Source organism: Actinoplanes sp. CA-030573 (genome assembly GCF_050951115.1).
Classification (GTDB): domain Bacteria; phylum Actinomycetota; class Actinomycetes; order Mycobacteriales; family Micromonosporaceae; genus Actinoplanes.
Window position 1 is genome coordinate 2399781 of record NZ_CP192038.1, and the last position, 19608, is coordinate 2419388.

Consider the following 19608-nt stretch of genomic DNA (forward strand, 5'->3'; position numbering starts at 1 on the left):
TTAATTCAGTCCGGCGCAAAGTTGCCTACTAATCCCATAGCCCTAGTATGAATTCCAAGAGCCCTCCCATCTCGCCTTCCGAACGGAGCAGAGATGACCGCCACCGCCTCTTGGACTTCCTCGCCGGTCGATGCGCCGGTTGACGCACCGGTCGATGCGCCGGTCGGCGCGCCGACCGGCGCGCCGGTTGACGCCGCGCTGTTCCGGCAGGTCTTCCGCCGCCACGCGGCCGGGGTCGCCGTCGTGACCACCGACGCCGGCCGCGGCCCCGCCGGCGTCACCGTCACGTCGCTCGCCTCCCTCTCGGCCGAGCCGGCGCTGCTGACCTTCAGCATCAACGCGGCCGCGTCGATCTGGCCCCACCTGCGGGACGCCCGCAGCGCCGTCGTGCACCTGCTCGGCGCCGCACACACGTCGACCGCCCGCACGTTCGCCACCAGCGGCATCGACCGGTTCGCGGCGCCCACCCGCTGGCGCCGGCTGCCCACCGGTGAGCCGCTGCTCGCCGACGCCGCGGCCTGGTTGCGCATCGCGATCGAGCACCGCCACCCGGCCGGCGGCTCGCACCTGATCATCGGCCGTGTCGAGGAGGCCGAGCTCTCCGACCATCACCCCCCGCTGCTCTACCACGACGGCAGCTACCACGCTCTGTGAAAGGACGGTCATGAAGAAAGCCGCCGCGGCCTTGTCCGTGCTAGTCGCGCTCTCCACCCTGTACGCCTGCGGCAAGGACTCCGCCGCGACCCTGGAACTGACGGCAGCGCTGCCGGAGAAGGTACCCAGTGGCACCGAGATCCGGATCGGCGATCCGGCGATCCAGGCCAGCCTCACCGCCTCCGGCCTCGACAAGGAGCTGTCCGACGCGGGCGTCAAGGTCGCCTGGGCGAACATCAGCGGCGGCCCGCAGAGCATCCAGGCCTTCCGCGGCGACAAGCTGGACTGCAGCTCGGTCGCCGACATCCCGTCGCTGTTCGCCGCCTGGACCGGCACCTCGACCAAGATCGTATTCCAGTCGGTCACGGTCGACCCGTTGCAGCACCCGACGTACGAGCTGGGAATCGCACCCGGCGTGAGCGTCACCTCCCTGGCCGATCTCCGCGGGAAGAAGATCGCCTACAGCGCCGGCCAGGCGCAGGGCGCGCTGGTCCTGCGCGTGCTGCAGAAGGCGGGGCTCAAGCAGTCCGACGTGACCCTGGTCGACCTGACCAGCAACGGCGACTCCTATCCGACCGCGCTGGGCAGCAAGGCCGTCGACGTCGCCCCGCTCGGCACCTCGGTCCTGGCCCGCTACAAGGGCAAGTACCCGGGCTCGACCTCGATCAAGACCGGCATCCGGGACGACGCCTCCACGCTCTACTGCCTCACCAAGTCGGTGCAGGATGCCGGAAAGGCGGCCGCCCTCAAGGCCTACGTCGGCGTGCGGGCCAAGGCGCTGCTCTGGCAGAACGACCACCCCGAGGAGTACTCGAAGGCCTACCTCCAGGCCGTTCAGGGGCTCAGCGCCGCCGACGCCAAGGCCTACCTCGCCGTCGGCGGCGACAAGGGCATCCCGGCCACCTGGGACAACGCCCAGGCCCGGCTGCAGGCGACCGCCGATCTGCTGGCCACCGAGCAGAAGCACGACAAGCTCGACGTGAGCAAGCTCGTCGACCGCCGCTTCGAGAAGGTCGAGGCGGCCGCGGCCGGGGACCGGGTCGTCACCGGTGATGCCGCATGACCACCACGGTGAGCGAGCCCGCCGCGGCGGTCGCCGAGACTCACGAAGACCGGCGGGTCGTCCGCCGCCGGCTCGGCCCGGGGCCCCGGATCCGGCTCGCCTTCTGGGTCGGCCCGATCGTCCTGCTCGCGGTGTGGGCGATCGGCTCCGCCACCGGCCTCGTCAGCCCGGCGATCCTGACCGCGCCGTGGGACGTGGTCGCGGCGTTCAAGACCCAGTGGACCGAGCACGACCTGCTCGGCGACATCCTCTCGTCGCTGCACCGCGCCGCTCTGGGGCTGGCCTTCGGCGTACTCGGCGGAACCGTGCTCGCCGTGGTCTCCGGTCTCTCCCGGTTCGGTGAGTCGCTGGTGGACGGGCCGATCCAGATCAAGCGGTCGATCCCCACGCTCGCGCTCATCCCGCTGTTCATCGCCTGGTTCGGCATCGGCCAGGAGATGAAGATCGTGACGATCGCCCTCATCACGCTGATCCCGATCTACATCAACACCCACAACGGCCTGCGCGGCATCGACGGCCGCTACGCCGAGCTGGCCGAGACCATCGGCATCTCGCGCGGCGAGTTCATCCGGCACGTGGTGCTGCCGGGCGCGCTGCCCGGCTTCCTGCTCGGCCTGCGCTTCGCGGTCACCTCGTCCCTGCTCGGCCTGGTCGTCGTCGAGCAGTACAACGCGACCGCCGGGATCGGCCACATGATGACGCTGGCCGGCGAGTACGGGCAGACCGACGTCATCGTGGTCGGCCTGGTCATCTACGGCCTGTTCGGCTTCCTCGCCGACGCCGCCGTCCGTCTCACCGAGAGGAGGGCGCTGGCATGGCGACGGACACTCGAGAGCTGACCGCGGTCCACGTCCGCGATCTGCACCGCTCGTTCAGCCGCAACGGCGGCGTCCTCAACGGGCTCGACCTCGACATACCGGCCGGCGAGTTCGTGGCGCTGATCGGCCGCTCCGGCACCGGCAAGAGCACCCTGCTGCGGGCGCTGGCCGGCCTCGACCGGGACGTCGACGGCTACGGCCGGATCGAGGTTCCGGACGCGGTGTCGGTGGTCTTCCAGGACTCCCGTCTGCTGCCCTGGAAGCGGGTGCTCGACAACGTGACGTTCGGCCTGCGCGGCAGCGACGCCGGCGAGCGCGGCCGGCAGGCGCTGGCCGAGGTCGGGCTGGCCGGCCGCGAGCGGGCCTGGCCCTACCAGCTCTCCGGCGGCGAGCAGCAGCGGGCGGCGCTGGCCCGGTCGCTGGTCCGCGAGCCGCAGCTGCTGCTGGCCGACGAGCCGTTCGGCGCGCTCGACGCGCTGACCCGGATCAAGATGCACGCCCTGCTGCGCAAGCTCTGCGAGGCGCACAAGCCGGCGGTCCTGCTGGTCACCCACGACGTCGACGAGGCGATCGCGCTCGCCGACCGCGTGATCCTGCTCGACCACGGCGTCATCCATGCGGACGTACGCGTCGACCGGTCCCCGGCCGAGCTGCGCGCCTTCCTCCTCGACGGCCTGGGGGTCCACCAGTGACGAAGCTGCATCTCAACGCGTTCCTCATGGGCGTCGGCCACCACGAGGCGTCGTGGCGGCTGCCGGAGTCGGACCCGTACGCGAGCTGGGACGTCGAGCACTTCCAGAACCTGGCCCGGATCGCCGAGCGCGGCAAGCTCGACTCGGTCTTCCTCGCCGACAGCCCGGTGCTGATGGGCGATCCCGGGCGCCGGCCGGGCGGCAAGCTCGAGCCGACGATCCTGCTGACCGCGCTGGCCGGCGTCACCGAGCACATCGGACTGATCGCGACCGCGTCGACGTCGTACAACGAGCCCTACAACCTCGCCCGCCGGTTCGCCTCGCTCGACCACGTGTCGCACGGCCGGGCCGGCTGGAACATCGTCACCACCGCGGGCGCCGACGCGGCCCGCAACTTCGGCCTCGACGACGTGCCCCTGCACCGGGAGCGCTACGAGCGGGCGGCCGAGTTCGTCGAGGTCTCCATCCGGCTGTGGGACAGCTGGGCCGACGACGCGATCCGGGCCGACAAACAGGCCGGCGTGCACGCGGACGCGGCCAAGGTGCGGCCGATCGACCACCGCGGCCGGTTCTTCCGGGTCGACGGTCCGCTCAACGTGCCGCGCTCGCCGCAGGGCCACCCGCTGCTGGTGCAGGCCGGCTCGTCGGAGGACGGCCGGCAGTTCGCCGCCCGCTACGCCGAGGCCGTCTTCACCGCCCAGCAGACGCTGGCCGAGGCCCAGGCCTTCTACCAGGACCTCAAGAAGCGTGCCGCCGATCTCGGCCGCGACCCGGCCGCCGTCAAGATCCTGCCGGGCATCGTGCCGGTCATCGGCGACACCGAGGCCGAGGCCCGCGAGCTCGACGCCGAGCTGGACCGGCTGATCAGCCCGGAGTACGCCAAGCGGCAGCTCGAGGAGCGGTTCGGGCTGACGCTCGAGCTCGACGAGCCGCTGCCGGCGAACCTGCCGAGCGAGGACGAGATCGAGGGCGCCAAGAGCCGGTACACCCTGATCGTCGACCTGGCCCGCCGGGAGAACCTGACCGTGCGGCAGCTGATCGGCCGGCTCGGCGGCGGCCGCGGTCACCGCACCTTCGCCGGCACTCCGGTCCAGGTCGCCGACGCCATCGAGGACTGGTCCAAGAACGGGGCCGCCGACGGCTTCAACATCATGCCGGCGGTGCTGCCCTCGGGGCTGGAGGCGTTCGTCGGCAAGGTGGTGCCGATCCTGCAGGAGCGCGGCCTGTTCCGCACCGAGTACGAGGGCGCCACCCTGCGCGAGCACTACGGCCTGCCGCGGCCGGGGGTGGCCCGATGAGCCGGCAACTGCACCTCAACCTGTTCCTGCACGACACCGGCCACCACGAGGCGTCCTGGCGGCTGCCCGAGTCGGACCCGCACGCCAACCTCTCGCTCGCCGCCCACCAGCACCTGGCCCGGGTGGCCGAGGACGCCAAGTTCGACTCGGTGTTCCTGGCCGACAGCCCGGTGCTGTGGAGCGACCCGGGCCGGCGACCGTCCGGGAAGCTGGAGCCGACGCTGCTGCTGGCGGCGCTGGCGGCCGGAACCAGCCGGATCGGCCTGATCGCGACCGCCTCGACCTCGTACAACGAGCCCTACAACCTGGCCCGCCGGTTCGCGTCGCTCGACCATCTCTCCGGCGGCCGGGCCGGCTGGAACATCGTCACCACGGCCGGCGCCGACGCGGCCCGCAACTTCGGGCTGGACGACCAACCGCTGCACCGGACCCGGTACGAGCGGGCCGACGAGTTCCTCGAGGTGGCCACGAAGCTCTGGGACAGCTGGGCCGACGACGCCGTCGTCGCCGACAAGGAGTCGGGCATCCACGCCCGGGGCGACCGGGTGCGCACGATCGACCACCGCGGCGCCTTCTTCCGGGTCGACGGGCCGCTCAACCTGCCGCGCTCGCCCCAGGCCCATCCGCTGCTGGTGCAGGCCGGCTCGTCGGAGGACGGCAAGGAGTTCGCCGCCAAGTGGGCCGAGGCGGTCTTCACCGCCCAGCCGACGCTGGCCGAGAGCCAGGCCTTCTACGCCGATCTCAAGCGCCGGGCGGCGGCGGCCGGGCGCGACCCCGACCACGTGGTCATCCTGCCCGGCATCGTGCCGGTCATCGGCGACACCGAGGCCGAGGCGCGGGAGCTCGACGCCGAGCTGGAACGCCTGATCGCCCCGCAGTACGCGGTCGCCACGCTGGCGCACACGCTGCGGGTCGACCCCGAGCGGCTCGCGCTCGACGAGCCGCTGCCCGACGACCTGCCGCCCGAGGAGGAGATCGAGGGCGCCAAGAGCCGGCGCACGCTCATCGTGGACTGGGCCCGCCGGGACAACCTGACCGTGCGGCAGCTGATCGGCCGGCTCGGGGGCGGCCGCGGCCACCGCACCTTCACCGGCACGCCGGTGCAGGTCGCCGACACGATCCAGCACTACTTCTCCCACGGCGCCGCCGACGGCTTCAACATCATGCCGGCGGTGCTGCCCTCGGGCCTGCACGCGTTCGCCGAGCGGGTCGTCCCGATCCTCCAGGAGCGCGGCCTGTTCCGTGCCGACTACGAGGGCGCCACCCTGCGCGAGCACTACGGCCTGCCCCGGCCCGCCTCCACCGTCCACTCCGTACTCGAGGGAGCCGCCCGATGACCTTCCCCCTCCGCCCGTTCGGCCGCACCGGCGTCAAGGTCAGCGCCCTCGCGCTCGGCACCATGATGTTCGGCCCCCGCGGCAATCCCGACCACGACGACAGCATCCGCATCATCCGCCGGGCGCTCGACGCGGGCATCAACCTGGTCGACACCGCCGACGTCTACAGCCAGGGCGAGTCCGAGACGATCGTCGGCAAGGCGCTCGAGGGCCGGCGCGACGACGTCTTCCTGGCCACCAAGTTCCACGGCCAGATCGGCGACAATCCGAACCACTTCGGCAACTCGCGGCGGTGGATCCTGCGCGAGGTCGAGAACAGCCTGCGCCGGTTGCGCACCGATCACATCGACCTCTATCAGGTGCACCGGCCGGAGGAGGACACGGACTTCGACGAGACGCTGGGTGCGCTTTCCGATCTCGTACGCCAGGGGAAGATCCGTTACATCGGCACCTCGACGTTCGAGCCGTCGGCGATCGTCGAGGGCCAGTGGATCGCGGAGAGGCGCGGCCGGGAACGGGTGGTGAGTGAACAGCCGCCGTACTCGATCCTGGCCCGCGGCATCGAGCGCGAGGTGCTGCCGGTCGCCGAGCGGTACGGCCTCGCCGTCATCCCGTGGAGCCCGCTCGCCGGCGGCTGGCTGAGCGGCAAGTTCCGCAAGGGCCGCGGGCAGCCCCCGACCAGCCGCGGCGGCAACCAGCCCGGCCGTTTCGAGATCGACGCGCCGGAGAACGCCGCCAAGCTCGAGGCCGTCGAGGCGCTCGCCCAGCTGGCCGAGCAGGCTGGCCTGCCGCTGATCCACCTGGCGCTGGCCTTCGTGCTCGAGCACCCGGCGGTCACCGCCCCGATCATCGGGCCGCGCACCTACGAGCAGCTCGAGCAGCAGCTCGGCGCGGCCGAGGTGCGGCTCACCCCGGACGTCCTCAACGAGATCGACAAGATCGTGCCGCCGGGCGTGACGCTGTCCGACCGCGACCAGGGCTACCGGCCGCCGTCGCTCACCGACCCGGCGCGCCGGCGTCGCGCCTGAAGGGCAGACCCATGAGCCTCACCTTCCTGTGGTACATCCCCAACACGGTCGAGCCCGGCCACCGCGGCGACGACGCGGTGGCCGGCTACGGCACTCTCGACCACTCCGTCGAGCTCGCCCGGACCGCCGAGGAGCACGGCTGGCAGGGTGCGCTGATCGGCACCGGCTGGGGCCGGCCGGACACGTTCACGGTGGCCACCGCGATCGCCGCGCGCACCACCACGTTCCGGCCACTGGCGGCGATCCGGCCCGGCTACTGGCAGCCGGCGCACTTCGCCAGCTCGGCCGCCACCCTCGACCACCTCAGCGGCGGCCGGCTGCTCATCAACATCGTGAGCGGGCAGGACAACCTGGCGGCGTACGGCGATGCCGAGGGAGACCAGGCCCAGCGGTACGCGCGCACCAAGGAGTTCATGCGCCTGGTCCGCCGCTTGTGGACCGAGGAGCGGGTCACCTTCGCCGGGGAGCACTTCCACGTCACCGAGTCGACGGTTGTGCCCCGCGTGCTCGGCGCCGGCCCGCGCCTCTACTTCGGCGGCGCCTCGGCAGCGGCCGAGCGGGTCGCCGCCACCGAGGCCGACGTCCAGCTGTTCTGGGGCGAGCCGCTGGACGGCATCGCCGAGCGGATCGACCGGCTCCGCGGGCTCACCGCCTCGCTCGGCCGCGACCTGGCGCCGCTGGAGTTCGGCCTGCGCATCACCACGCTGGTCCGCGACACCACCGAGGAGGCCTGGCGCGACGCCGAGGCGAAGGTCGAGGAGATGGCCCGGCGATCGGGGCGCAACGACCGGTTGCGCGGTCCGGCCGTGGGCCAGCAGCGGCTGCTCGACCTGGCCGCCCGCGGTGACGTGCTGGACACCTGCCTCTACACGGCGCCGGGCCGGCACGGCGGCGGGGGAGCGGGCACCACCTGGCTGGTCGGCTCGGCCGACGACGTCGCCGCCGCGCTGCGCCGCTACGCGGATCTCGGCATCACCCACTTCGTCCTGTCCGACACCCCGTACAAGCGGGAGACGGCCCGGGTCGGCGACGCCCTGATCGACCGCCTGAGCCTGGTACCGAAGGGATAGCCATGCCCGACCTGTCGGCCGCCGCCCGCTACGGCGATCCCACCGCCGTCCTGAACGTCCACAACGAGGTGCTCCGCCTGCAGCTCGCCCACCGCTCGGTGCGCCGGTTCGGCTCCCGGGCCGTGACCGAGGACGAGCTGACCGCCCTGATCGCGGCCGCCCAGTCGGCGCCCACTTCGTCCAACCTCCAGCCGTGGAGCGTGGTCGCCGTCCGCGATCCGGAGCGCAAGGCCCGGCTCGCCGCGCTGGCCGGCAACCAGGCCTTCATCGACCAGGCGCCGCTGTTCCTGGTCTGGGTCGCCGACCTCGGCCGGGCGTCCCGGCTGGCGGCCCGGTCCGGGAACGAGGTGTCGGCCGTCGGCTACCTGGAGACGACCATCATCGGCTTCGTCGACACCGCGCTGGCCGCTCAGAACGCGGTGCTGGCCGCCCACTCGCTCGGCCTCGGCTCGGTCTTCGTCGGCGCGATCCGGAACCGGCCGGCCGAGGTGGCGGCCGAGCTCGGCCTGCCGCCGCACACCGTGGCCACCTTCGGTCTGGCGGTGGGCGTGCCCGACCCGGACGAGCAGGCGGACGTCAAGCCCCGCCTCCCGCAGGGCGCCGTCCTGCACCGGGAGCGTTACGACGCCACCGCGGCCGACGCGCACATCGCGGCCTACGACAAGCGGCTGGCCGAGTACAACGCCCGCTTCGGCCTGCCCGGCGACTGGACCGGCCGGGTGCTGGCCCGGCTGCGCGGACCGTCCTCGATGGCCGGACGGCACACCCTGCGCACCACCCTGGAACGCCTCGGTCTGCCGTCTCGGTAGCGCACGACCGGCTCGTCGCCCGGTCGCGCGGTGGCCGTCTGTCATGCACGTCGTGGGCGTGGTCACCGCTGCCAGACGGTGATCGCGAAACCGGACCGGCCGGTCTCGTCGAGACCGAGCGAACGCGCGGCGGCCACCCGGCCCTCGGTGGTGAAGACGCAGAACCAGCCGCCCTCGGGCAGGTCGAACAGCGGCAGGTCCGGGGTGGCGCCGGCGGCGGTCCGGCACTGCTCGTAGGCCGGCTTCCCGCCGCCGAGCCATCGCTCCAGCCGGGCGCCCCGGCCCGGAGTGACCTCGGTGTAGTAGTCCATGCGCAGATCCGGGCCCGCGTCCCCGCGCCGCGGCGGCTCGGCGTCGACGTCCAGGCCGCCGCTGCTCAGCCAGGATTCTCCGGTCCAGCGGACCGCGGGGGTCGCCGGCCGGCCGGTCCCGGCCTCCGGCGGACGGGCGGACGGCTTGCGCGACGGCGGGACCGATCGAGGCGTGGGCCCGTCAGCGGCGGGTCCACCGGCGGGTCCACCGGCGGGCCGATCGGCGGGTCCACCGGCGGGCCGATCGGCGGGTCCACCGGCGGGCCCATCGGCGGCCCCATCGGCGGGCCTATCGGCGGCAGGCCGACTGGCGGCGGGTCCACCGGCGGAGGGCCCATCGGCGGCGGGCCCGGACGCGGCCGGCGGCGACGCGGACGTGCCGGCCGGCACGGTCGAAGGCGGCGCGGCCGTGGTGTCCGGCGGCGCCGGCCCGGGCGAGCCGGCCGCCTGATAGACGGCCACGAACAACGACGCGGCGGCCACCGGGAGGCCGACGACGGTTGCCACCGCGACCGATCTGGTGCCGAAGATGCCCCGGGCGCTCACGGTCAGCAGTCCTGGACGTAGGACAGCCCGTCGAGGACCAGGGACTTGAAGGCGAAGCCGTAGCCGGCCGGGTCGTCGCAGTCGACGTAGGACCAGCTCATCGTCCGTTTGGTGGCTCCGAAGTGGAGGGTCATCGTGTGGTCCTCGACCACGACGGTGCCGGTCGTCTCGGCGCCCCGGAAGGCGAACGTGACCGTGCCGTCGGAGGTGAAGCGGTAGCTCCTGCCGCCGGTCGAGTCGTTCCAGGAGCCTCCGCCCCACGTGCCGGTCAGCTTCTTCGGCACTCGCGATCGGGGTGGCGCCTCGGCGACCGGGATCGTCGTGGTGGGTCGGGCGGCCGGCGTTTCGGTGGGGCCGGGAGCCGCCGGCGGCTGCTCAGCTGGCGGCTGCTCAGCGGGCGGCCGTTTGGTGGGCGGCTGCTCAGCGGGCGGCTGTTTCGCGGGCGGCTGTTTCGCGGGCGACGGGGACGTGTGGACGGCCGGCGACGGATCGGCGTCCCGGCTGCCGTCGCAGGCCGGCAGGAGCAGGGTCGAGGCCATTATGGCGATGAACAGCGGGCGTGCGCGGGTCATGGGATTCTCCTCTGCACTCGCTTGCCCGGCGAGCGTGCGCCGCCCGCCGTGCCGGCCGCATGAGGCGGGCGTCCCCATCGCCACGGGCACGTCTCCGGCCCGGCCCGGACAGGTTCCCGGCCGGCTGGGACATCAGGACCGGCGGGTGACCGGGCCGCCGCGACGCCGGACCCCTAGAGGACGCCGGACCCCTAGAAGACGCCGGACCCCTGGAAGACGCCGGACCCCTAGAACTGGATGCGGGCGACGAGACCGCCGCCGGGTGCGCCGGCGAAGCGCAGGCCGGCGCCCTGCGCCTGGATGATCTGCTGAGTCACCGCGATGCCGAGGCCGACGCCGGGCGACTCGGTGCGGCGGGCGTGGTCGCCGCGGAAGAACGGGGTGCCGAGCCGGGCCAGCTCCGGCTCGTCGAGACCCGGGCCCCGGTCGCGGATCTCGATGACCGGGCGGGGGCGGTCGCCGATGGTCACGGTGACCGGGCGGTCGCCGCTGAAGCCGAGCGCGTTGCGCAGCAGGTGCCCGATCGCGAGCCCGAGCAGGCGGCCGTCGGCGAGGACCTGGACCGGCCGTGCCGGCGTGTCGATCCGGACCCGGGCGGCGGCCGCGTCGAAACCGGCCGCCGCCAGCGCGACCACGGACGCCAGGTCGACGGTCCGGCGCTCGCCGACGGGCTCGTGGCGCTGCTGGTTCACCGCGCGCAGTAGGGTGTCGACCGTACGGCACAGGCGCTCGGTGTTGCGCCCGATCGCCGTCATCTGCGCCGCGTACGCCGGGGAGATCGCGCCCGGGGTGTCGGCCAGCATCTCGGCGTAGCCCTGGATCGCCGTGAGCGGCGTCCGGATCTCGTGCGAGACGGTGGTGACCACGTCGTCGGCGTCGGTCAGGTCCAGCGGCGAGCGGTGGGCCAGCAGGTGCCGCAGGCTCGTCTCGGTGTCGACCCGCCGGGCCAGCCGCCCGAGGTAGCGCCGGGTGGTCTCGGCGTCGAGCCGCCGCCGCTCGTTGTCGAAGACGCAGAGCGCGCCGACGATGTGCCCGTCGTGGTGCAGCGGGGCGGCCGCGATGAAGTCGACGTGCGCGGCCCCCACGACCAGCGGGTGGTCGGCCACCCGCGGGTCGTGCGCGGCGTCGTCGACCACCAGGGCGTCGTGCGCGGCCGAGACCATGCCGGACAGCGAGCGCGACCGGCGCACGTCCACCGTCGCCGGGATGTTCCAGGTCGCCGCGAAGTGCGCCGTTGCCGGGCCGGACATCTCGAGCGCGGCCATCGGCGCCTGGCACACGTCCGCGGCCAGTTCCAGCACCTCCGGCAGGTCGCCGGCCGCCGACCGGTAGCGGGCGGCCGCGAGCAGCTTCGCGCCAGTCATCCCTTGCCTCCCCCCGGACCGTGCTGACACCGACAGCGAAGCAATCGGCAGCCGGAACGAGCACGTGCGCCGGGGCCGCGTTGCAATGCGGGTGTGGCGACCCATGACCAATGTCATGGGCGCGGCCGGCCAAAGATTAAGAAACTTTGTTAAAGGTTTTACCGCGGTCTATCCCCTTCCGCAGGAGCCCCCATGAAGAGACTGCTCATCGCCGGGGCCGGCGCCCTGGCCCTCGCCGCGACCGGCATCGCGGTCGCCACCCAGGCCGACGCGGCCACCCTCACCAGCAACTGGTACGCCTCGGCGCCGTACCTGATGCCGTTCGACAACAGCCCGCCGGACCCGGTCGAGGTCATGAACGCGACCGGGCAGAAGGCGTTCCAGCTGGCGTTCATCCTCGCGCCCAACGGCGGCGGCTGCTCGCCGACCTGGGACGGCACCCGCGCCGTCTCCGCCGACACCGACGCCGCCGCGATGATCAGCCGGATCCGGGCGAACGGCGGCGACGTCAGCGTCTCGATCGGCGGCTACGGCGGCACCAAGCTCGGTCAGACCTGCGGCACCCCGGAGGCGACCGCCGCCGCGTACCAGCAAGTGGTGTCGAAGTATGCCCTCAAGGCCATGGACTTCGACCTCGAGGAACCCGAGTACGAGAACACCGCGGCCGTGCACAACGAGATCGGCGCGGCGCGCATCCTGCAGGCGAACAACCCCGGCCTGTACGTCTCGATCACCACCGCGGGGACGGCGTCCGGCACCGGCTGGTTCGGCACCCAGATGCTCAACGAGGCCAAGTCCCAGGGCTTCACGCCGGCCAACTTCTCGATCATGCCGTTCGACGGCGGCTTCAACGGCGGCAGTTCGCAGGTGTCGGCGCTCGAGGCGTTCCACAGCATCCTGATGAACACGTTCGGCTGGGACAGCGCCACCGCGTACGCGCACGAGGGCATCTCCCAGATGAACGGGCGCAGCGACGCCGGCGAGTACTTCCGGCAGGCCGACTTCCAGACCACGCTCGACTACGCGACCGGTCACAAGCTGGCGCGCTACACGAACTGGTCGGTGAACCGGGACCGGCAGTGCCCCGACCCCAACCAGAGCACCACCTCCGGCACGTGCAGCAGCGTGCCGCAGACGCCGTGGGAGTTCACCAAGTACTCGGCCCGCTTCGCCGGCGCCACCCCACCCACCACGATCCCGACGACGACGCCCACCACGCCGGGTAACGGTGGCACCTGCACGATCGCCGCCTGGAGCGCCACCGCGGTCTACACCCAGGGCAACCAGGTGAGCCAGAACGGCCACAAGTACACGGCCAAGTGGTGGACGCAGAACGAGTCGCCCGCCACCCACAGCGGTCAATGGGACGTCTGGGCCGACAACGGCGCCTGCTGATCCCGTACGCGACGGGGCGCGCCGGGTCCGATCCGGCGCGCCCCTCCGGTTGCCCGGTTTGATCGGGGCGTGCGGGGGTAGCCGCCGCCTCGCCCCATCCGCGAGCCGGGAACCGCCATGACCCTCTCCGAAGCGCCCCGACCGCCGCGTGTCCCGGTCGGTCCCGAAGCCGTGCTCTGGCCGGACAGCCTGGAGCGTGCGTTGATCGACGCCACCGCGCCCGGCGGCGCCGCCCGGCTCGGGCACGTGCCGGTGCTGGGCCGGCTCGGCCAGCTGCCGGACGACCGGCGCGGGCCGGCGCTGCGCGACGAGGCGAGCGCGGCCGCCATGCCGCCGGGCGCGGCCGGCCGGATCGACGCCGAGGCCGTCGCCGAGTGGCTCGTCCGCCGCTACCCCGGCCCGTCCTATCCGGCGGTGCTGCTCGGCTCCCCGCACGGCGGGGCGGCGCACCTGGCCGCGGCGCTCGGCGCGGCCTGGCTGCCGACCGCGTTCACCGTACGCATGCGCTGGCCGGACGGCCTCGCCGGCGACTGGGCGGAGGCCGGCGAGCACGGCGCCGGGCCGGCCCGGCGGATCCTGGCCGCCAACCCGGGGCTGGCCGTGCGCCAGGTGCACGACCCGGTGCTGGACGGCCCGATCTGCGGCGCCACCGTCACGTTCCATCTGCGCTGGCGGCGGCTGCCCGCCGCGTACGCCCGCTTCCTGCGCACCCGCCTGGCGCCGGGCGGGATGTCGCTCGTGCTCCGGGATCTGCGCAGCTGGCCGGTCGAGCAGCTGGGCCCGGGGCACAGCCTGCAGGTCGGCAGCCCGGTGGCGGGGCTGTCGGCCGCCGACTACGACGTCGAGCGGCCCACCTTCCGGAAGATCTCCCGCGGCCTCGGCATCCGGCGCTGGTCGCGGCCGGACCGCGACCTGCCCCCGCGGTACGCCGAGCGCGGCGGCGAACCGGCCCTCGAGCCCGAGCTGCGCCGCATCGCCGACGAGGCCGGCCACCGCGCCTGCCGGGTGCTCTACTCGGCGCCGGCCGCGCTCAGCGCCTGCGTGGCCGACCTCTGCCGGGAGCACCTGCGGGGCGCCGGCGGGCCGGGCGACGCCTGCGTGGTGGAGACCGGCCGGCTGCTCGACCCGTACGGCGCGCTCGCACACGGTCTGGTCCCGTACTGGTGCGAGTCGGCGGCCCGCCCGGCCGTCACCGCCGCCGAGTGGTGGCTGGCCGGTGGCGACCCGTTCGAGCGTCTCGCCGTCCTGCCCGAGCCGCCCGGTGCCGGCGGCGACACCCACGCCGGGCTCGCCCAGTGGCGCTCGGTGGCCGGTTTCGCCCGCCACGTGGGCCGGGTCGACCGGCTCGCCGCCGGCCGCTATCCGCGGCTGCCGCTAGCCCGGGCCAACGCCGCCCGGGTGGTCACCGAGCTGGGCGAGCGCGGGCCCGCGATCCCGCCGATGACCGCGACCCAGGTCGTGGCGGGCCTCGAACGGCACGGCGCGTTGCTGGGGCTCTACGTCGGCTGAGCGGGCTTCTCCGTGACCAGGCCCAGCGAGCGGGCCCGGCGGACGGCCTCGTTGCGGCGGGAGGCGGACAACTTGCGCAGGATGCTGCGTACGTGCGTCTTGACGGTGTTGACCGAGACGTAGAGGGAGGCGGCGATCTCCTCGGTGGGCAGCATCGCCGCCATGCCCTCGAGGACCTGCATCTCGCGCTTGCTCAGCGTCTCGACCACCACGATCTCACCGTCGGCGGTGGCGGCGATCGACGGCCGCTCGGCGTGCGGCGCGCCCCGCAGCTGCCGGTAGAGCCGGGCCAGCTCGTCGTCGTCGCGCAGCACCCGGCGCAGCTCGCCCCAGGCCTGCTGCACGGCCCGGCGCTGCGACTCGGGGGCGGCGGCCCGCAACGCCTGGCGCAGGGCCGCGCGCGCCTCACCGGCCCGGCCGCGGCGGACGGCCGCGGTGGCCAGCACCAGCCAGGCGTCGAGGCTCACCGGAGCGGGCACGCCGGCCGCGCCGGCCAGGGGTTCGGCCAGCTGCCGGGCCCCCTCGGCGTCACCGGCCGCGGCCAGCGCCGCCGCCCGCACGACGGTCACGCCGGCGGTCTCGTCGCGGGCCGCGTCGCCATTCGGGGACGGCGTCGCGCCGGCGAGCGTGGTGATGGTCTCCAGGGCCAGGTCCGGGCGGCCCATCGCGATCTGCAGGCGGGCGCGGGTCAGGGTCAGCTCGCGGGACAACCATGAGGGCGCGGCCTGGCCGCCGGGGACCGGCGCGGCGTCGCCGAGGGCGGTGAAGGCGCTGCGCAGCTCGCCCCGGGCCTGGAGGCGGCGGGAGCGGAGGAGGGCGAAGGCCGCGTGGATCATGCCATCGGCGGGGCGGATGCGCCGCGGGTCGGCGGCTCGCAGGTGGCGGCCCGCGGTGTCGACGTCGAAGCGTTCCAGCGCGACCCAGGCGAGCGCCAGCTCGGCGCCGACCGGGCGGCCCGCGGTGTCGAGCCCGATCCGGTCGGCGAGCTCGGTCGCCTGGTCGGCGAGCCGCTCGGCGTGCCGCAGGCGGCCGCGGTGGGCCTCGATCAACGCCAGGTGGCTGAGCGCCTCGATGCGGAGCTCGGGGCTCTCGGTGGCGGCGCCGGCGGCCTCGGTGAGGGTGACGGCGGCGGCGTCGACGGCGCCGATCCGGCTCTGCGCGTCGCCCTTGGCCACGAGCACGAGCGCCCGCAGCTCGAGGATCCGCAGCTCGGCGGCCCGCACCTCGGCGGCTCGCGGCTCGCCCTGGTTCTCCAGGCCGGCCAGCGCGGTGGCGGCGATCTGCAGCACGCGCTCCGGCTGGTCGCGCAGGCGGGCCAGCATGACGCCGGTGACCTGATGAGCAAGGGCGAGGGGGAGGGCGACCGCCGGCGCCGGGCCGTCGCCGCCGGGGCGGGGCGCCATCAGCTCGCCGGCCCGGTGCAGCCGCGCGGCGGCCTCGTCGGTGTCGCGGATGGTCAGGGCGAGCGCGGCGGCGACCACCGAGCCGGCCGCGCTGGAGGGGTCGCGCGGCATGTCGGCCAGCCGGCCGGGATCGCCGCGCAGCACCCGGCCGATGGCGTGCGCCTCGATCAGCGTGGTGGCCGCCAGATCCCAGTCGCCGGCCTCGGCGGCGTGCCCGATCGCCTCGCTCACCTGCCCGTTCGCGGCGAACCAGGCGCAGGCACGCCGGTGCAGGCCCGGGATCCGGTCGGGTGCGGTGCGGTTGAGCTGGGCTTGGAGGAGTTCGGCGAAGAGGCGGTGGCAGCGGTAGGCGGTGAGGCCGTCGCCGGCGGGTTGGACGAAGGCGTTCTGGCGGCAGAGGGCGGTCAGGAGCCAGCGGGCGTCGGTGCGGCCGGTGACGGCTTCGGCGAGTTCGGGGGTGAAGACGTCGAGGATGCTGGTTTCGAGCAGGAAGGTGCGGACGTGGTCGGGTTGGATGCGCAGGACTTCGTCGACGAAGTATTCGGCGATGGTGGCTTCGTTGCCGGTGATGGTGGCGACGAGGGTTTCGGCGTTGCCGGCGTCTTCGAGGGCCATGGCGAACAGGCGGAGGCCGGCGGCCCAGCCTTCGGTGTGTTGCAGGAGTTGGTCCATGCCGTGGTGGCTGAGGGGTACGTGGTGGAGGGTGAGGAGTTCGGTGGCTTCGGTGGTGGTGAAGGCGAGGTCTTCGCTGCGGATTTCTTCGAGGCGGCCGGCGAGGCGGTAGCGGTGCAGGGGTAGGGGTGGGTCCCAGCGGCCGACGAGGACGAGGCGGAGCATGCGGCCGGCGTGGCGGAGGACGAACTCGAGGTCGGTGGCCCATTGCTGGCCGGTGAGGTGGGAGACGCCGTCGAGGACCAGCACCACGGGCGACGGTTGCTCGGCGAGCGTGGCGGCCAGGCGTACGAGAAAGGACCGATCCGGCGCCGTGAGCGCCGGCGTGGGCTCGACCCCCGCCCGCCGCAGCGCCTCCAGGACGTAGGCCCAGAAGACCGGCGCGTGACCGTCGTCCTCCTCGAGGGTGATCCACCCGGTGCGGAACCCGGATGCGCCCGAGGCCGCCCAGGACGCGACGAGCTGGGTCTTGCCCGCCCCGGCCGGGCCCACGACCAGGGTGACCGGCTCGCGCACCCCGCGGGCCAGGCGCTGGGTGAGCCGCGGGCGGGCGACCAGGAACCGGGGCGGCTCGGGCACGGCGAACTTCGACTGCAGCAAGGGGTCGTCCCCGGTCACCTCCGGCGCGGGCCGGTACGCGGGTGCGGTCCTCGCCAGATCGGCCGTCACTGTTCCCCCGGTTCGCGTCGGCGACAAGATCAAGAAATCCATCGTCGCCGGACCGGATGCATTTCACATCCTCCGTTTCGGACTATCCGAGCGTGACACCGCTGTCACACAGGGCATGGCTCGGGGTGCGGATCCGGGAATGAGGACGCCGACCGACGCCGCGCTCCCGGTAGCCGGTAACGGCCGGCGTGTAGTGGCCGACCGAGGTCTGGCCGTACGCGTCGGTGACCCGATAGCGGATCGCCGGGATCCGGCCGGGGGCGCCGCGGGCCGGCGTGAACAAGAGCGTGCCGGTGACGCCGATCAGCGTGTCGTCCGGCGGGTGGCCGGGTGCGATGGCGATCGACGAGGCCATCGCCAGCGCGTACGTGCCCTGCGGCGTCTCCGGCGGATCGAGGTAGCCGATGGAGCCGCCGGCCGGGACGGTGAACGTCACCGACTGTTGCGCGCCGCGGGGGCCGGCCGAGCCGATGTCCGGCGCGCCCGGCGCCGGCGGGCGGGTGACTGTCGCGGCGTACGTCAGCAAGCGGGTTCGATGGTGGGGGCCGCTGAGCCGGATCGTCACCGGCGAGGCCGCACCGACGAAGCCGAGCTTGGGCGTGAACGTGACCGTGCCGGGTGCGTCGCGGCTGTAGAAGCCCTGCGGCACCAGCACCGTCTCGACATAGCGCGGATCGCGGCCGTCGAGGGTCATCCGCCAGCCGGCCGGGACGTGCACGCTGACGGTCTGTTTCGTGAGGCCGGCCCCGGTCGAGGTCAACGGCGCCGGAACCGTCGCCGCGACGAGGGCGGCGGCGAGCATGAGTGGCATGCCTGCACGATATGTCAGACTTGTCGGATCCGAGACGGGGGCCGGTGCCCTACGATTCCGGTCAATGCGAACGATTCTCATCCGGGGTCTGCAGCTCGCGCTGGTGGTGCTGCTCGGCGTCGTCGGCTACAGCGCCTACCGCGACCGGACCGCACCGCGCACCGGCCCGGCCAAGCTCCAGAGCCTCGGCGGCGACCTCGTGCTCGGACCGCAGGGCATCGGCAAGCTGGGGCTGGGGATGACCGAGGAGCAGGCCGACGCCACCGGGCAGGTGAGCATCACGCCCGGCTGGCCGAGGACGAGCACCTCGACCTGCTCGATCGTGTCGCTGGACGGGGGAACGAGCGTCCACTTCTCCCGCGACCACGGCCTCGCCGTCATCACGGTGGCGCAGGCGGCCCGGACGCCCGAGGGCATCGGAATGGGCGCGAGCGTCGCGCAGGTGGCCGCCGCCTACCCCGGCGTGCGGAACGCCGAGCTGGGCAGCCCGGAGGAACAGGTGCGCTTCATCGGCTACCTCTCGGCGCCGGTGCCCGGCAACGCGAAGGCCAAGTACATCTTCATCTTCCACCTCGGCGGCGGCGGTCCCCAGCCGGCCGAGCTGCAGGCGATCCTGCTCTCCCTGGCCGACCAGGACGAGCAGTGCACCCACGCCGGATAAAGTGCGGTCATGACGGACCTACGGCAGCGGATCGTCGCCGAGCTCGGCGTCAGCGCCCGCATCGAGCCCAAGGCGGAGATCCGCCACCGCGTCGACTTCCTCAAGGACTACCTGCTGGCGTCGCGGACCGAGGGCTATGTGCTCGGCATCAGCGGCGGGCAGGACAGCACGCTGGCCGGCCGGTTGTGCCAGCTGGCGGCGGAGGAACTGCGCGCGGAGGGTCACCCGGCGACGTTCGTCGCGGTCCGGTTGCCGTACGGGGTGCAGGCCGACGAGGCCGACGCCCGGACGGCCCTGGATTTCATCCGTCCCGATCGCGCCATCGCGGTCAACGTCAAGCCCAGCGCCGACGCCGTCGCCGCCGAGTCCGCCCTCGGCCTGCGCGAGCTGCTCGGCGGTGAGCCGCAGCTGCGCGACTTCGTCCGCGGCAACATCAAGGCCCGCGAGCGCATGGTGATCCAGTACTCGGTGGCCGGCCAGCTCAACCTGCTGGTGGTCGGCACCGACCACGCCGCCGAGGCGGTGACCGGCTTCTTCACCAAGTACGGCGACGGCGGCGTCGACATCACCCCGCTGACCGGCCTGACCAAGCGCCAGGGCGCCGCCCTGCTGGCCGAGCTGGGCGCGCCGGCCAGCGTCTGGGAGAAGATACCGACGGCCGACCTCGAGGACGATCGCCCGGCCTTGCCCGACGAGGTGGCTCTGGGCCTGACGTACCGCGAGATCGACGACTACCTGGAGGGCGGCGAGGTCACCGCCGAGGTGGCCGCAAAGATCGAGGCTACGTTCCTGGCGACGCGGCACAAGCGGGCGGTGCCGGTCACCCCGTCCGACACCTGGTGGCGGAGCTGACGGCCACCCCGCCGGGTGGACGCGCCTGATCGATCGTCAGCAGTCAGGGCATCAAGTCCGAGGCTCTGTCCCTC

General features: G+C 73.6%; 17 protein-coding genes and 1 pseudogene. 13 read left to right on the forward strand and 5 right to left on the reverse strand.

From position 1 onward, the window contains the following. Positions 1–93 precede the first annotated feature (93 nt). Genes ACQP2F_RS11220 through ACQP2F_RS11260 form a run of 9 tightly spaced genes read left to right on the forward strand, consistent with a single transcriptional unit; the run spans position 94 to position 8769 of the window. Positions 94–654, forward strand: a complete 561-nt coding sequence (locus ACQP2F_RS11220; RefSeq protein WP_433303151.1) for a flavin reductase family protein — start codon at positions 94–96, stop codon at positions 652–654. 10 nt (positions 655–664) lie between these two features. Continuing rightward, entirely contained in the window at positions 665–1717 is a 1053-nt protein-coding gene (locus ACQP2F_RS11225; protein WP_433303152.1) for an ABC transporter substrate-binding protein, read from the forward strand. Beyond that, entirely contained in the window at positions 1714–2556 is an 843-nt protein-coding gene (locus ACQP2F_RS11230) for an ABC transporter permease (protein WP_433303154.1), read from the forward strand. The genes ACQP2F_RS11225 and ACQP2F_RS11230 overlap by 4 nt, the downstream gene beginning before the upstream one ends. Next, positions 2532–3227 carry an ABC transporter ATP-binding protein gene (locus ACQP2F_RS11235; RefSeq protein WP_433303156.1) on the forward strand — a complete coding sequence of 232 codons (696 nt, stop codon included), beginning with the start codon at positions 2532–2534 and terminating at the stop codon, positions 3225–3227. The genes ACQP2F_RS11230 and ACQP2F_RS11235 overlap by 25 nt, the downstream gene beginning before the upstream one ends. Further along, complete coding sequence (locus ACQP2F_RS11240; protein WP_433303158.1) at positions 3224–4525, forward strand: LLM class flavin-dependent oxidoreductase; 1302 nt, start codon at positions 3224–3226, stop codon at positions 4523–4525. The genes ACQP2F_RS11235 and ACQP2F_RS11240 overlap by 4 nt, the downstream gene beginning before the upstream one ends. Beyond that, positions 4522–5862 carry an LLM class flavin-dependent oxidoreductase gene (locus ACQP2F_RS11245; protein WP_433303160.1) on the forward strand — a complete coding sequence of 447 codons (1341 nt, stop codon included), beginning with the start codon at positions 4522–4524 and terminating at the stop codon, positions 5860–5862. Before ACQP2F_RS11240 ends, ACQP2F_RS11245 begins: the two co-directional genes overlap by 4 nt. Then, positions 5859–6890 carry an aldo/keto reductase gene (locus tag ACQP2F_RS11250; RefSeq protein WP_433303162.1) on the forward strand — a complete coding sequence of 344 codons (1032 nt, stop codon included), beginning with the start codon at positions 5859–5861 and terminating at the stop codon, positions 6888–6890. The genes ACQP2F_RS11245 and ACQP2F_RS11250 overlap by 4 nt, the downstream gene beginning before the upstream one ends. Positions 6891–6901: 11 nt before the next feature. Beyond that, positions 6902–7960, forward strand: a complete 1059-nt coding sequence (locus ACQP2F_RS11255; protein WP_433303163.1) for an LLM class flavin-dependent oxidoreductase — start codon at positions 6902–6904, stop codon at positions 7958–7960. Between the two features lie 2 nt (positions 7961–7962). Then, positions 7963–8769, forward strand: coding sequence for an NADPH-dependent oxidoreductase (locus ACQP2F_RS11260; RefSeq protein WP_433303165.1), 807 nt, complete (start codon positions 7963–7965; stop codon positions 8767–8769). Positions 8770–8831: 62 nt separating this feature from the next. On the opposite strand, the gene ACQP2F_RS11265 is transcribed toward ACQP2F_RS11260, so the two are convergent. The 3 genes from ACQP2F_RS11265 to ACQP2F_RS11275 form a co-directional block, all read right to left on the reverse strand. Then, complete coding sequence (locus tag ACQP2F_RS11265) at positions 8832–9080, reverse strand: hypothetical protein (RefSeq protein ID WP_433303167.1); 249 nt, start codon at positions 9078–9080, stop codon at positions 8832–8834. A 548-nt stretch (positions 9081–9628) separates the two neighbouring features. Beyond that, positions 9629–10198 carry a hypothetical protein gene (locus tag ACQP2F_RS11270; RefSeq protein WP_433303168.1) on the reverse strand — a complete coding sequence of 190 codons (570 nt, stop codon included), beginning with the start codon at positions 10196–10198 and terminating at the stop codon, positions 9629–9631. 227 nt (positions 10199–10425) lie between these two features. After that, positions 10426–11562 (reverse strand): GAF domain-containing sensor histidine kinase, encoded by a 1137-nt coding sequence (locus ACQP2F_RS11275; protein WP_433303170.1) that lies wholly within the window; start codon positions 11560–11562, stop codon positions 10426–10428. Positions 11563–12756: 1194 nt separating this feature from the next. Here ACQP2F_RS11275 and ACQP2F_RS11280 point away from each other — a divergent pair. Continuing rightward, positions 12757–12954, forward strand: a pseudogene (locus ACQP2F_RS11280) (carbohydrate-binding protein); the annotation flags it as partial. A 120-nt stretch (positions 12955–13074) separates the two neighbouring features. Further along, positions 13075–14466, forward strand: a complete 1392-nt coding sequence (locus ACQP2F_RS11285) for a hypothetical protein (RefSeq protein WP_433303172.1) — start codon at positions 13075–13077, stop codon at positions 14464–14466. Here the strand turns inward: ACQP2F_RS11285 and ACQP2F_RS11290 are convergent. Both ACQP2F_RS11290 and ACQP2F_RS11295 read right to left on the reverse strand, forming a co-directional pair. Continuing rightward, complete coding sequence (locus ACQP2F_RS11290) at positions 14454–17210, reverse strand: LuxR C-terminal-related transcriptional regulator (RefSeq protein WP_433303174.1); 2757 nt, start codon at positions 17208–17210, stop codon at positions 14454–14456. The two genes, ACQP2F_RS11285 and ACQP2F_RS11290, sit on opposite strands and share 13 nt — an antisense overlap. Before the next feature lie 82 nt (positions 17211–17292). Further along, positions 17293–18021 (reverse strand): hypothetical protein, encoded by a 729-nt coding sequence (locus ACQP2F_RS11295; protein WP_433303176.1) that lies wholly within the window; start codon positions 18019–18021, stop codon positions 17293–17295. A 64-nt stretch (positions 18022–18085) separates the two neighbouring features. Here ACQP2F_RS11295 and ACQP2F_RS11300 point away from each other — a divergent pair, with 64 nt between their 5' ends. Then, positions 18086–18682, forward strand: a complete 597-nt coding sequence (locus ACQP2F_RS11300) for a hypothetical protein (RefSeq protein WP_433303178.1) — start codon at positions 18086–18088, stop codon at positions 18680–18682. 9 nt (positions 18683–18691) lie between these two features. Then, positions 18692–19534 carry an ammonia-dependent NAD(+) synthetase gene (nadE, locus tag ACQP2F_RS11305; RefSeq protein WP_433303180.1) on the forward strand — a complete coding sequence of 281 codons (843 nt, stop codon included), beginning with the start codon at positions 18692–18694 and terminating at the stop codon, positions 19532–19534. Positions 19535–19608 lie beyond the last annotated feature (74 nt).

Bases quoted from the DNA above. Each gene is read 5' to 3' on its own strand.
- ACQP2F_RS11220 (WP_433303151.1), top strand. From the start codon at position 94: ATGACCGCCACCGCCTCTTGGACTTCCTCGCCGGTCGATGCGCCGGTT.
- ACQP2F_RS11225 (WP_433303152.1), top strand. From the start codon at position 665: ATGAAGAAAGCCGCCGCGGCCTTGTCCGTGCTAGTCGCGCTCTCCACC.
- ACQP2F_RS11230 (WP_433303154.1), top strand. From the start codon at position 1,714: ATGACCACCACGGTGAGCGAGCCCGCCGCGGCGGTCGCCGAGACTCAC.
- ACQP2F_RS11235 (WP_433303156.1), top strand. From the start codon at position 2,532: ATGGCGACGGACACTCGAGAGCTGACCGCGGTCCACGTCCGCGATCTG.
- ACQP2F_RS11245 (WP_433303160.1), top strand. From the start codon at position 4,522: ATGAGCCGGCAACTGCACCTCAACCTGTTCCTGCACGACACCGGCCAC.
- ACQP2F_RS11250 (WP_433303162.1), top strand. From the start codon at position 5,859: ATGACCTTCCCCCTCCGCCCGTTCGGCCGCACCGGCGTCAAGGTCAGC.
- ACQP2F_RS11255 (WP_433303163.1), top strand. From the start codon at position 6,902: ATGAGCCTCACCTTCCTGTGGTACATCCCCAACACGGTCGAGCCCGGC.
- ACQP2F_RS11260 (WP_433303165.1), top strand. From the start codon at position 7,963: ATGCCCGACCTGTCGGCCGCCGCCCGCTACGGCGATCCCACCGCCGTC.
- ACQP2F_RS11265 (WP_433303167.1), bottom strand. From the start codon at position 9,080: ATGGACTACTACACCGAGGTCACTCCGGGCCGGGGCGCCCGGCTGGAG.
- ACQP2F_RS11270 (WP_433303168.1), bottom strand. From the start codon at position 10,198: ATGACCCGCGCACGCCCGCTGTTCATCGCCATAATGGCCTCGACCCTG.
- ACQP2F_RS11275 (WP_433303170.1), bottom strand. From the start codon at position 11,562: ATGACTGGCGCGAAGCTGCTCGCGGCCGCCCGCTACCGGTCGGCGGCC.
- ACQP2F_RS11285 (WP_433303172.1), top strand. From the start codon at position 13,075: ATGACCCTCTCCGAAGCGCCCCGACCGCCGCGTGTCCCGGTCGGTCCC.
- ACQP2F_RS11295 (WP_433303176.1), bottom strand. From the start codon at position 18,021: ATGCCACTCATGCTCGCCGCCGCCCTCGTCGCGGCGACGGTTCCGGCG.
- ACQP2F_RS11300 (WP_433303178.1), top strand. From the start codon at position 18,086: ATGCGAACGATTCTCATCCGGGGTCTGCAGCTCGCGCTGGTGGTGCTG.
- nadE (WP_433303180.1), top strand. From the start codon at position 18,692: ATGACGGACCTACGGCAGCGGATCGTCGCCGAGCTCGGCGTCAGCGCC.